The sequence below is a fragment of the Luteolibacter algae genome, assembly GCF_042683045.1.
Taxonomy (GTDB): domain Bacteria; phylum Verrucomicrobiota; class Verrucomicrobiia; order Verrucomicrobiales; family Akkermansiaceae; genus Luteolibacter; species Luteolibacter algae.
The window spans coordinates 23,106-35,843 of the sequence record NZ_JBHUIT010000026.1; the positions used below are offsets into that span (position 1 = coordinate 23,106).

Below are 12,738 nucleotides of genomic sequence, written 5' to 3' on the forward strand. Positions count from 1 at the left end.
TTTTCAAGGACTGCGGTAAATTCTGGAAATACAGCACTTCAACAGCATGAACCGATCCAGCTTTTACTTCGCCACATTTTCCACCCTATCGATTCTGACATGCGCTTCCCCGCTGCAAGGGGCGGAGCCTTCGGAAACCGTGGCCGAAGGACAGCCAAGAACTATTGACCTGTCCAAGTGGGAGCTCGCTTGGCAAGACGAGTTCGACTACGACGAGCCGAAACTGGATGAAATCTGGGAGTCCCAGAACGGCCCCAATAGGCACATTCTTTGCAGCCGTTGGCGCGAAAATGTATCGGTGAAAGATGGGATACTCTATCTCACGAACCGAAAGGAAAAGCGGGCGGGACAGGAATGGACTTCCGGAAGTATCTGGACAAAAAAGCAGTTTAAATACGGATACTTCGAGTGCCGGTATCGTTATGCTGCTGCAAACGCAACCAACAATTCGTTCTGGCTCATGACCAAAGGCGCGGATCCGACTGTGGGTAAGCGCTTCGAGCTGGATATCAACGAAGGACATTTTCCAAACGAGGTGAATACCAATATTCACAATTGGTCCGATATCACGATCGATGAGAGCGGCAGGAAAACCCATCCCTCGAGCCACAAGGGCTTCCTCTATGGCGTGAGATACGATTGCTCCATGCCCTTGGAAATCCCGGTGACCACCAGAAAGCTGCGCTTCAAATCAAAAGAGCCGAAACATTTCCATCTACGTAACTTCCGCATTTTCAATGATAACGACCGCCGCTTCCCCGATGTCCTCGATCAGGTGGACGGGGAGAAGTTTCCAACCCTTATCGATCATGCAAAGGATCCTACGGTGAAAATCACCGGTAGTGGGCTTTTCAATAAAAAGACAAAGCTGGAACACCTGACGGATGGCAATCTGAAGACCGCATGGACCACCCAGACCGATGGAGAAAAGTGGGTCCAGTTCGAGTGGCCGGAGGAGAAAACCATTGGTGCGGTCCAATTTCTCAATGGCTGGCAGAGCGAAGGAACCTGGACCGGGATGATCTCGCAATACGATCTCCAGTATGAGAAGGATGGCGAATGGGTCGATATTTCATCGTTGAATGTAAAAGAAAATACGAATTTCGCCGACGAATTCCATACCTACGGGCTTGAGTGGAACGAGGACGAGCTGGTTTTCTACTTCGACCGCAAAGAAATCCGACGCACCAAAAATGAGTTCAGCTTCAGCGAAGCTCCGATTTATCTCAGCCTGGCGATCATTGCCTGGTCTGGAACGCCTGGCGACGAAATCGATGGGACCAGCATGAAGGTAGACTACGTCCGGCATTATCTCCCGAAGTAGAACCCACCCAAATACAGCTGGAGGATCAGCCCTCCGGCTTTCCGTGGTGGGCAGAAGAATCCGCCGGACTATAGGTCGTCCGGATAGTCTTTCTCATTGAGATAGATCAATTCATCGCCTCCCTTGTGACGGCGCCATGTATTGACCGCGACCACGATGATCATCCCCATGACAAAGAAAGAAGCCTCCATGAAAAACGGCGTCGAGATGATTCCGGCCACCATGCCGAGCCCCTCCCCGAGCACACCGGGAACTTTGCGCCAGAATGCCAGAAAGCTCACAATCACCACGGTAAAAGTCAGGATAATCCCAACCCCCACAAAGATCTGTCTGCTTCTGCTTTCTGTAAAATTTTTATCACTCATCGCGTTACGTTTTAAAATCTACTTCGGCTATTCCACATAACCAACCATAAGTTCCAAAAAATATTACCGGAAACTTGATTGTTTTGAGAAATTTGAGACTTTCGATAAATCAAACCGCCGAACAATAAGTCCGTATCATTTCTTGCCCTTCTACTGTTGGCTGCTCCTGTGGCTTCCGCCTTGGCATGGAAAAATACCAGAGCCGGTAATACCTCACCCCCCAAGGCTACCGAGAGCACCCAAAAACTACCTGTTGAGATCATCAACCAGGACACCCCACCAACGTGGGTGCTGGTTCCGATTGATCCGGGCTGAAATGCCTCCCCGGATATAATTCTGGTGTAACACCGGGCGATCCTTGTTTGTATTGCCTGCATGACACGCGATGAATCACTTCCGCTAGACCGGAAACTCCGGCAGGAAATACTTTTTGCCAGAGAGCGGGTGTATCATTTCGCTCAAGCCACCCCACTTCAATTGCTCTCCCTGCCGGGCAGTGATCTCGAAATATGGGTGAAACGTGAGGATCTCTCTCCGATCAAAGCCTACAAGTGGCGGGGCGCCGCCAATAGGATGGCGACCCTCACCGAACTGGAGGCCGCCCGTGGGGTTGTGACAGCATCCGCTGGGAATCACGCCCAAGGGGTGGCTCTGGCTGCAAAAAAGCTCGGGATCCGTGCGCGGATCTACATGCCATGCTCTACTCCGAAGGTGAAGCAAAACGCGGTGCTCCAGCATGGCGGGGAATACGTTTCCATCCATCTTGTCGGTGATAGTTATGACGAGGCGGTCAAGGCTGCCCGGTCTGACGAACAAAGCACGAAGGCAATGTATATCCATGCCTACGATGATCTTCAGGTCATGGCAGGGCAGGGCACCCTGGCGGATGAAATCGTGCTTTCCGGAAACGGTCCTTTTGATGCGGCCTACCTTCAGATCGGCGGTGGCGGAATGGCCGCGGGAGTCTCCACTTGGCTGAAGACTTATTGGCCGGGAATCGAGATCATCGGAGTCGAAGGGATCGGACAGGCGTCCATGAAAGCAGCTATAGAGGCGGGGAGACGGATCCAACTACCTCAGGTCGATCTGTTTTGCGACGGAACAGCGGTGAAACAGGCCGGCGAGCTCCCATTTGAAATCTGCAAAAGCAGTCTGGACCGCATGACTACCGTCACAAACGCGCAAGTCACCTCCGCGATCCGCACACTGTGGGAAGGGCTTCGCTGTATTTCCGAGCCTTCTGGCGCGATGGGCTTGGCCGCTGCTCTTGCAGAAAAAGATCGGTTGGCCGGCAAAAAAATCCTGGTTGTTCTCTGTGGCGCGAACGTTGATTTCCTCCAAATCGGCCGGATCGCCCAGTCCGAAGGCTCCGCCACCCGGCTAAACCGCACCTTGCGCGTCCGCATCCCGGAAACCCCGGGAGCGATGCTGAATCTTCTCAACGACAGCTTTTCGGGAATTGATGTCACCGATTTCCAATATGGGAAAACTGATACCGAGAACGCTTGGCCCTGCTTTACGCTATCGGCCGATTCAGCGGAAGCATTGGCGGCGATCCCGGAAAAGCTGAACAATGGCGGATATCAGTGGGAGGATGTAACGGGCGCGACGGATATCGATTTCAGAGCCATCCCTCTCCGCGGAGATCTTCTGACCCATCCGGCATTTCTGAGGCTGGATTTTTATGAACGCCCGGGCGCCCTCCACGATTTTCTCGCCAAGCGAATTTCCGGCAATGCGAATCTCACCTACTTCAACTACCGTCAATCCGGAGAACGGATCGGGCGCGCCCTGATCGGCCTGGATTTTCCCTCAACCTTCGAGCGGGATGCGTTCCTCATGGCAATGCCGCCTCAGGGCGAAGGCTACCGTCTATGCGAGCCCCTCGATAAGGAAACGTCGGCAAGGCTTGCATCCTCCGGCAAAATATAGTCAGAGTCTTCAACCCCAAGGGTCCCGGCCTCCCAATAAGCACTCGACACCTACCTCCCCAAGGTCAAACTCCTCCTAACTTTCCAACACTCTCATGCGGACAGCAATTTTCGGCGATATCCATGCAAACCTAGAAGCTCTGGAAGCTGTAATGGCGGATGCGGAGAGCCAAGGCGTCACAGATTATGTCTGCCTGGGGGATGTCGTCGGTTACAACGCGGATCCTGTCGCCTGCTTGAACCGTATCAGGGAAATGAACTGCCCAACGGTCAAAGGAAACCACGACATGGATGCCTCGGAAGACCATCCGCTTGATTCAATGAACCCGGTCGCCGCCGCAGCTCTCCGCTGGACCCGCGAGCAGCTTGATGATGAGCAGCGCCTCTGGCTGAAACGGTTGAGAATGGTTCGCCAGATTTCCGATTTCACCGTGGTTCACAGCACTTTGGATCAACCTGTCCACTGGAATTACGTAACGAACCGCTTTGATGCGATGTCGAACTTTTCCTATCAGTTCACACAGCTCTGCTTCCACGGCCACACCCACGTTCCGCGCGTCTACGTTAGAACCGACAAGGTCCGGGAAGTCCCTGCAGAATCGATTGCCATCGAGCCCGACGCAAAATATTTCATCAACGCGGGCTCCGTCGGCCAGCCCCGTGATGGAGATCCCAGAGCCTGCTACGCAATTTTCGATCACGAGAGCAATCTCGTCGTATTCCGTCGTGTTGAATATGATATCGCGACAACCCAGAAAAAGATTCTGGCCGCCGGCCTCCCTGAAATGCTCGCTGAGCGTATTGCGGAAGGAAGATAGGCAGCCGGGAACCGCCCGGGACAGTTGCTGTGGAACCTTGGAATCAATTGCGTGGAACTCGCTTTCCCGCTTGACGCTCTGTCAGTGGGCTCTGATTCTCCTCTTCTTCCGCAAAGCTACGCTCGCGGCCTTTCTCAACCTTAAAATAAGGGCTTAAATCGATGGGTCGGAACGTTGGTAGATGCGTTAGACCTAACACAACTCTCTTATTTTCAACTTCTTCCATCTACTAACCATCCATGTTCAATAAATTTTTTGGAAACATGTTTTCCAACGACATCGGAATCGATCTCGGCACTGCCAACACTCTCATCAATGTAAAGGACCACGGAATTGTTCTTCGCGAGCCTTCCGTAGTAGCAGTAAAAGCTGGCACCAATGAAGTCCTCGCAGTGGGCGATGATGCAAAAAGAATGCTGGGCCGGACACCTGGAAACATTGTAGCCATCCGCCCTCTCAAAGACGGGGTGATCGCGGACTTCGAGGTCACGGAGGCAATGCTCCGGCATTTCATCAAAAAGGTAAACAAGGGCCGACGCTCCACGCCGCGTGTTTTGATCGCCATTCCTTCAGGCATCACAGAGGTGGAGCGCCGTGCCGTCCGTGAATCCGCGGAACAAGCGGGTGCCCGGGAGGTTTATCTTATCGAGGAACCGATGGCCGCGGCAATTGGTGTAGGGCTTCCGGTTCAGGAAGCATCCGGAAATATGATTGTCGATATCGGCGGTGGCACCACAGAAGTCGCTTTGATTTCCCTTTCCGGCATTGTTTACGCACGGTCCGTGCGCACGGCCGGAGACGAGCTGGATGAGTCCATCATTCAATACATGAAGCGTGCCTACAATCTCATGATTGGAGAGCGCACCTCGGAGGAAATCAAAATCCGCCTTGGTTCCGCAGCTCCCTTGCCCAAGGAAATCACTATGGAGGTCAAAGGTCGCGATCTAGTGGCGGGCCTTCCGAAGACCATTACAATCACCTCCCAGGAGATCCGCGAGGCCATGGCCGACCCGCTCAGCACCATCGTTGATGCGGTCCGCACCACCCTGGAACGCTGCCCACCCGAACTAGCCGCCGACCTCGTGGACCGCGGAATCGTTCTCGCTGGCGGAGGTGCCCTCCTCAAGGGGTTGGATCGCCTTCTCCGGGAAGAGACGGGCCTCCCCGTCCACGTTGCGGAAGATCCTCTCAGCGCAGTAGCGGAAGGCACAGGAAAGGCACTTCAGGAATTGGCTCTTCTGAAGCGGGTCACAAACACAGATCGTTGATCCAAGGTATCCGGCTTTCCGGAACTGAAACCCGGTCATGAAACCGCTCAATCTCATTGCTTTACTTCTCTTCCTTGCGGGAGCGACATGGGCACTGACGCGCAGTGAACACGTGGTGAGGGAGATTCAGGTCGGGTATTTCAAAGCCATCGCCCCGACTCTCACCGTAGGCTCCACGCTCGAAACAAAAGCCCGCAAGCTTCTCGAGGAGACAAAACATTCGAAAGCCCTGGAGGCGGAGCTTTCCACAATCCGCCCTGAAATCGGCAGACTGCGCATTATTGAATCCCGCTTCAACGAGCTTGAGCGGGAGAACAAGGAATTGCGCCACGCTCTTGATTTCAAGAAAGCCACGAATTTTGATGTCGTTGCCGCCCAGATCATACGCCGCCACCCCACCACTTGGTGGCAGACGATGGAGATCGACGCCGGCGAGGACCGCGGAATCGGCATCCAGCTTTCGGTTTTATCCAACGATGGCCTTGTGGGTATTATCGACCGTCCCTTCAAACACCGATCCTCGGTATTGCTCATCACGGATGAAAAATGCCAGGTTTCAGTCCGCGTTGAGGGCTCGCCGGAAGTCGGCATTCTCAGTGGGCAGCGTGGCGAGTTCGACAGGAACCCGACATTGCGCCTCCGTTTCCTTTCAAAAGATGCAGCCCTGAAGCCAGGACAACGCGTCTTCACCACCGGACGAGGTGGCATTTTTCAACCCAATATTTTAGTTGGAACCATTATCTCGGTTGAAAAAGGCCCGCTCGATTCGGAAGCCTTGGTCGCACCCGCTGTGGATCTCAGCGACCTAGGAACTGTATTCGTCGTGCTTTCTGAAAACCCTTGATAATCCAATCGCTTGTTTCGCTACAATCTCAGCACAGTTTTTCTTCTGCTAGCCGCATTTCTTTTGCAGCAGTTCGTGCCTGCGTTCACCGGCCTGAGTCATTCGCGGGTGCTTATCGTGCACTTGGTTTTCCTCTGTTGCGCAGTCAGCGTGGCGACACCGACAATGTTACTCCTGGCGCTCATCGCAGGGACCTTGTGGGATGCGCATTGCTCGCTTGCGCCAATCATTGCTGACTCGGAAGTCTATACCCAGCCTGTGGAGTCACTTCGCTTCGGCTACTCGATACTCCTGTTTGCTGCGATGGGCTTTCTCATGCAAGGCCTCAACCCGCTTTTCCGGCAGGGAAAATGGCAATTTTCCGCCCTATTGACGGGTATAGCCATCTTCCTTTACCTCACGGCGGAGTTTATTCTCATTTCATTTGTCAGGGGTGATTTCACCATCACCCGATCTATCATCAGGCTTCTGACTTATACCTCTTTGCTAACCATGCTATTTTCGCCGTTGGTGTTTTGGCTTCTGTTCCGGATAGCAAAATTGTTTGATCATTCATTGTATCCGGAAGCCCATAAATCAAAACGCAGATAACCAATTCCGTGGAACCTCGCTACAGATTACGATTATACATCCTCACTGCCTTCATTCTTGTAGGTTTCGGCACACTTCTTTCCCGACTGCACGAATTCCAGATCGAGCGCAAGGATGAGTTCCAGGCTCTTGTCCCGGGAAACCGCACAGTGACTGTCCGGGAACCGGGCATCCGGGGTGAAATCACTGATCGCAACGGAATTCCCCTCGCGAGAAATCTCCGTAACTACGTGGTTTCCTTTAATCTGGAGGAAATTCTTCACGCCTACCGCCTGCAACACAGCGAAAGCCCGACCCTGGAGCGGCTCACCACCCAGAACGGTCTCCCGCGCAAGCGCTCCGAGAAAGACATCGTCACCATCGTCAACGAGTGGACGATCAAACCGCTCCAGGAGCTGGGGTTGGCAAAAAACTATAACGCCGCAGCTCTCCGCACCCATTATCTGACCCATGGCGGCCTGGTGCCCTTCACCTATCGTGCGGATCTCACCTACGAGGATTTCGCGCGTATCGCAGAGCGGAACCTGGAATTCCCGGGCGTATCGCTTGGCATCCGCCCCCAGCGCCAGTATGCGTATGGAACCTTGGCATCCCACGTCCTCGGATACCTGAAACAGTGGGAAAAAGGGGATATTTCCTCCGCCGATAAACGCGCTTACGACCATTATATCGGTGAGGAAAAGGGAATCGCCGGAGTGGAGGCAACCATGGACGAGTATCTCCGTGGCCCGGAAGGCCGCAAGACCATCCTCAAAGACGAGAAAAGCCGCACGATTGGCATGCTCGACTATACAAAACCCGGCATAGGCGCGCAGGTAGAACTAAGCATCGATGCCCGGCTACAATATCTCCTGGAGAATACTCTCCGCCGGGCAGGCCGCGCGGCAGGAGTCGTCATGGACGTGAAGACCGGCGAAGTCCTAGCCATGGCCTCGGTTCCCGATTATGATCCGAATGCTTTCATTCCATCCATTTCCAGAGAGCAATTTCTCGCCTACAATTCCAACCCCCAGCTCTCTCCTTTCACCAATCGCGCAATCACCTCATTTACTCCGGGTTCCACGATGAAAGTCCCGACTGCGGTTGCCGGAGCGATCCAGGGGATGGCGAATCGCTCTTTCACCTGTGATGGCTATGTCCCCTTCGGGAATCACAAGATCGGTTGCTGGATTTACAATATGAAAGGCGGCAGCCACGGCTCTCTGACTTTACCGAAAGCCCTTCAGCAGTCGTGCAATCCCTATTTCAACAAGTTGGCAAACACCATCGGCTGGAAAGCAATGGTAGATGGTTGCTCAATGGTCGGAATCGGAAAAAAAACCGGAATCGAGCTCCCGAACGAGGATCCCGGCATTCTACCCGGCTCCCGTGCATGGCGTGCATCTGTTCCTGGCGCGGCAATGACTCCCGCACTCACTGCCATGCTGTCAATCGGCCAGGGAGACACCATGGCCAGCCCCCTACAGATGGCGGCCATGGTCTCAACGGTGGCGAACGGCGGTAAATACTATCAGCCCCGTGTTGTCAAAAAGGTCACAGCAGAAAACGGCGAGGTTTTGGTTCCGGATTTTCCGAAGCTCGAAGTCGATCTCCTGCAATCCGGCGTGAAGGAGAGCGATCTGGCCCTTATTCGCAAAGGAATGTATATGGCCGTCAATGAAGCTGGCGGCACCGCCGGGAAAGTCCGCATGGAAGACATCCAGGTCGCCGCTAAATCCGGCACCGCACAAACCGTTGATAACGGTAAGAAATCGAACAATTCATGGATCATTTCCTTCGCTCCGTATGAAGAGCCACGCTACGCGGTGGTCGTCATGGCCCAAGCCGCCGGCTCCGGGGGTGGCGTTTGCGGGCCTCTGGTGAACATGATTTACACAGGAATTTTTGCTCAGGAAAACGGCATGCGTCTTCCGCTCAAACCCCAAACCGAGTATCAGGGGCACCTCAAATTCATCGAAGGCATCGAGCCTATCAAAGACGTTCTTGCAGCTATTGAAGCTTCGGAAATTCCGGTTGCGGATCCTGATGCTCCTGTCACTGCGGCAGCCGAAGGCGATGAAATCGGTGAAACGGGTGACGAGGTAGGCGATATCCTGCCGGAAGCTCCCGCCAATAACACTCCAGCTATAACTTCTCCAAAACCCACCATTACCCAGGAAACAGACCGCGAGGGACAAGTCATTCCCCGAGCCACTCCCATCAATGAGTGATCATCCGTTTCCCGTAATAACTCAGACAATTTCAAACAAACTTAACAAGTGATTCAAAAAATTAAACGACTCCTGGGCATCGGCACCGCCGACCCCTCACAAGGCAATTCAATTATCGTAAATGTAGAAAAACTCGAACGCCGCGTCGCCCTCCTGGAGGACGGTGTGCTGGAAGAATACACGGTCGAGCGGGAGGGCGACCAAAATATCGTTGGGGGCATCTTCAAAGGACGTGTCAAAAACATTGAACAAGGGTTGAAAGCCATGTTCGTAGACATTGGCCTGGATAAAAACGCGTTCCTCCATTTCTGGGATGCCATCCCCGCAGCATTGGACGGCGGCTTGGAAGAAATCCAGAGGGAAGGAACTAAAAAGCCGCAGAAAAAAATCACCTCAAAGGACATCCCGAACATCTATCCGGTGGGATCGGAAATCGTCATCCAGGTCTCGAAAGGCCCGATCGGCACGAAGGGCCCGCGGGTCACAACCAATATTTCGCTCGCCGGCCGCTATCTTGTGTTGATGCCTTTTACCGAGCAGTTCGGTATCTCACGCAAGATCGATGACCCAAAAGAGCGTCAACGCCTCCGCCGTATTGTCCAAAAACTCTCCGTTCCGGAAGGAATGGGGATCATTATGCGCACGGTCGCCCAAGGAACACGCGCACGACACTTCGTCCGCGATCTGGCAATGCTCCTCGAGCAATGGGACAACATCGACAAACGCCGCGCGAATAATCCCGCTCCTTGCTGCATTTTCCAGGAGCCCGGGCTGATCGAACGCACCGCACGCGATTTCCTCACGGATGAGATCGATCAAGTCCTCTGTGACGATGAGGAAACCACGGAGTTCATCCGGGAAGTCGCGGGTAAAATCTCCCGCCGTGCCAAGCGCCGCATTCATTACTTGCCTACCGCCACTCAACCGATCTTTGAGCGGGTCAATATCCAGAAACAAATCGATGAGGCTTTCTCACGCCAGGTATGGCTGAAATGCGGAGGTTACATCGTCATCGATGAAACGGAGGCCCTCATCTCTGTCGACGTAAACACGGGCCGTAACCGTGGCTCCAAGGATGTCGATAAAATGATTCTCCAGACAAACATCGAGTCCGCGGAGGAAGTCGCCCGCCAGCTACGCCTGCGTAACATCGGTGGTCTGGTGGTCGTCGATTTCATCGATATGCGTCATCGCAAAGACCAGATGGCCGTCTACAAGGCGATGAAGGAACGCGTCAAAAAAGATAAGGCGAAAACCCAAATCCTGCAGATTTCCCCGATTGGCCTGATGGAAATGACCCGTCAGCGTCTCAACGAATCCCTCCGCGATTCCATGTATGAACCCTGCCCATACTGCCAGGGGCGCGGTCGCGTAAAGACTCCGATGACCATGTCCATCGAGATCCAGCGCCGTCTGAACACCATTATTCAGAGCCGCCGGGATCAAGTGGGCGACCTGATCGTTATCGTAAACTCGGATGTCCTCAACCGTTTCAAACAGGAAGACGCGAAAGTATTGGTTGAGCTGGAACGCTCCCACTCCGGCCGTTTGATCTTCCGCTCGGATCCAACGCTCAATCGCGAGCGTTATGCGGTCATCGACGCATCCACCGAGAAAACGATCGAGCAGGGCTAGATCAACCCCCTTTCATCACTCTTCCGGAAAACGCCTTGGGAAAAATTCCTGAGGCGTTCTTTTTGTTTGGCGACGTAACCAGAACCGCGGAAACAGAGCCAAAAACTGCCAACAATTAACAACTCCTCCGCCAGATCTTGCAATTCTTCCAGAAATCGATCTCTTCACTCGCTGGTGCTTGCAATTTTCATCTGCGGCATGTCCCCTGCTCTAAACCGTTCACCGCAACACTTTAAGACAACCAACGAAATCATGTCTCGCAAAACCAAACTCATCGTCACACTCGGCCCAGCCACGGAAACCCCTGAAATGATCGGGAAACTCATTGATGGCGGTGCAAACGTTATCCGCTTGAACATGAGCCACGCCCCTCACGAATGGGCAGCGGAAATGACACGCCGTGTCCGCCGGGAGTCTGAGAAACGTGATGCGCATATCGCCGTCCTTTTCGATCTCACCGGCCCATCCATCCGCACCGGCGACCTTGCAGAAAATTTTGACCTCAAGGAAGGTGACAAAGTTGAATTTCGCCGCGCGGATGTGGAACCGTCCATTCCGCTTTCCACCACGGTCAATTATCCCGGCCTGATGGGCGATGTGACAGAAGGAAACACCCTCGTCGTGGACAATGGCGCATTGCTCATGCTTATCGAACGGGTGGCAGACGATCGGATCATTTGTGATGTCCGCACTCCCGGCACCATGGGCTCACGCCGTCACATCAATCTACCCGGTGTCCGTTTGAATCTCCCGGCACTTACCGAAAAGGATCACAAGGACCTGGCTCTGGCAGTGGAATGCGGCGCCGATTACATCGCTGGCTCATTCGTCCGGGATGCAGCACACGTGCGGGAGCTCCGCGAGGCAATGGAAGCCCTGGAGGGCGAAGCTCAAATTGTCGCCAAGGTCGAAGACCAGGAAGCCGTCCGCAATATTGACGCAATTATCAAAATCTCCGATGTCATCATGATCGCCCGGGGCGATCTCGGTATCGAGGTGGATTTCGAAGACCTTCCAATTCTTCAACGTCGGATCGTCAAGCGCTGCCACGAGCTTGGCACCCGCGTTATTGTTGCCACCCAACTACTTGAGTCCATGATCACCAATCCGACTCCGACACGTGCCGAAGTAACCGACGTCATGAATGCCGCATATGAAGAGGCGGATTCCCTGATGCTTTCCGGAGAAACTTCGGTGGGCCGTTACCCGGAGCGTTGTGTGGACGCGATTGTAAAAATTGCCTCCCGCATCGAGCGTTCCGGTGGACACGGCTTTGGCGCAAACGTCATTCTCCGTGACGAACGCCAGAAGACCGCCCGGGCCGCCGTGACGCTTGCAGATTCCCTTCCGGATGCGCGTTTCATCGTCCTCACCCGCCGCGGCGTTCTTGCAAACCACATCGCTCTGATGCGACCGCGCACAAATGCTTTCTACGCGTTTACTCCCAAGGAAACAGTCTGCCGCCAGCTCTCTCTCACCCGAGGGATTCGTGCATTCCGGCTCGGCTTTTCCACCAACATCGAAGAAACCATCGAGCGCGCCACCGAGGAGCTGCGCAAGCTGGATCTGGTAAAACCGGGAACCCCCATCGTAATCGTTTCCGACATCCTTTCGGACCACTTTGCGGCGAACTCGATTCTCCTTCACCACGCATAGCCCGTGAAGAACGGTTAGCTGGATTTCAGATCGAGTTATCCACTTCCATTCCAAAAAAGTGCCCGGCGCGAATCTCTCGCACCGGGCACTTTCGTT

At 54.0% G+C, this 12,738-nt stretch carries 10 protein-coding genes; 9 read left to right on the top strand and 1 reads right to left on the bottom strand.

Features of this window, described 5'->3' with window-relative positions:
• Positions 1-46: 46 nt before the first annotated feature.
• Positions 47-1,324 (top strand): family 16 glycosylhydrolase, encoded by a 1,278-nt coding sequence (locus tag ACFSSA_RS11455; protein WP_386820587.1) that lies wholly within the window; start codon positions 47-49, stop codon positions 1,322-1,324.
• A 68-nt stretch (positions 1,325-1,392) separates the two neighbouring features.
• Here the strand turns inward: ACFSSA_RS11455 and ACFSSA_RS11460 are convergent, their stop codons facing one another.
• Positions 1,393-1,689: a hypothetical protein gene (locus ACFSSA_RS11460; protein WP_386820588.1), complete on the bottom strand. Its 297-nt coding sequence runs from the start codon at positions 1,687-1,689 to the stop codon at positions 1,393-1,395.
• A 375-nt stretch (positions 1,690-2,064) separates the two neighbouring features.
• On the opposite strand from ACFSSA_RS11460, the gene ACFSSA_RS11465 reads away from it, so the two are divergent.
• From ACFSSA_RS11465 to pyk, 8 genes are all read left to right on the top strand, one after another.
• Positions 2,065-3,621, top strand: a complete 1,557-nt coding sequence (locus ACFSSA_RS11465) for a pyridoxal-phosphate dependent enzyme (RefSeq protein ID WP_386820589.1) — start codon at positions 2,065-2,067, stop codon at positions 3,619-3,621.
• A 94-nt stretch (positions 3,622-3,715) separates the two neighbouring features.
• Positions 3,716-4,438 (top strand): metallophosphoesterase family protein, encoded by a 723-nt coding sequence (locus ACFSSA_RS11470; RefSeq protein ID WP_386820590.1) that lies wholly within the window; start codon positions 3,716-3,718, stop codon positions 4,436-4,438.
• A gap of 239 nt (positions 4,439-4,677) precedes the next feature.
• Complete coding sequence (locus ACFSSA_RS11475) at positions 4,678-5,706, top strand: rod shape-determining protein (protein ID WP_386820591.1); 1,029 nt, start codon at positions 4,678-4,680, stop codon at positions 5,704-5,706.
• 37 nt (positions 5,707-5,743) lie between these two features.
• Entirely contained in the window at positions 5,744-6,550 is an 807-nt protein-coding gene (gene mreC, locus ACFSSA_RS11480; RefSeq protein ID WP_386820592.1) for a rod shape-determining protein MreC, read from the top strand.
• Between the two features lie 12 nt (positions 6,551-6,562).
• On the top strand, positions 6,563-7,141 hold the full coding sequence (locus ACFSSA_RS11485) for a hypothetical protein (RefSeq protein ID WP_386820593.1): 579 nt from the start codon (positions 6,563-6,565) through the stop codon (positions 7,139-7,141).
• 8 nt (positions 7,142-7,149) lie between these two features.
• Positions 7,150-9,351: a peptidoglycan D,D-transpeptidase FtsI family protein gene (locus ACFSSA_RS11490; RefSeq protein ID WP_386820594.1), complete on the top strand. Its 2,202-nt coding sequence runs from the start codon at positions 7,150-7,152 to the stop codon at positions 9,349-9,351.
• A 48-nt stretch (positions 9,352-9,399) separates the two neighbouring features.
• On the top strand, positions 9,400-10,986 hold the full coding sequence (locus tag ACFSSA_RS11495) for an Rne/Rng family ribonuclease (RefSeq protein WP_386820595.1): 1,587 nt from the start codon (positions 9,400-9,402) through the stop codon (positions 10,984-10,986).
• Positions 10,987-11,238: 252 nt separating this feature from the next.
• Entirely contained in the window at positions 11,239-12,642 is a 1,404-nt protein-coding gene (gene pyk, locus ACFSSA_RS11500; protein WP_386820596.1) for a pyruvate kinase, read from the top strand.
• Positions 12,643-12,738 lie beyond the last annotated feature (96 nt).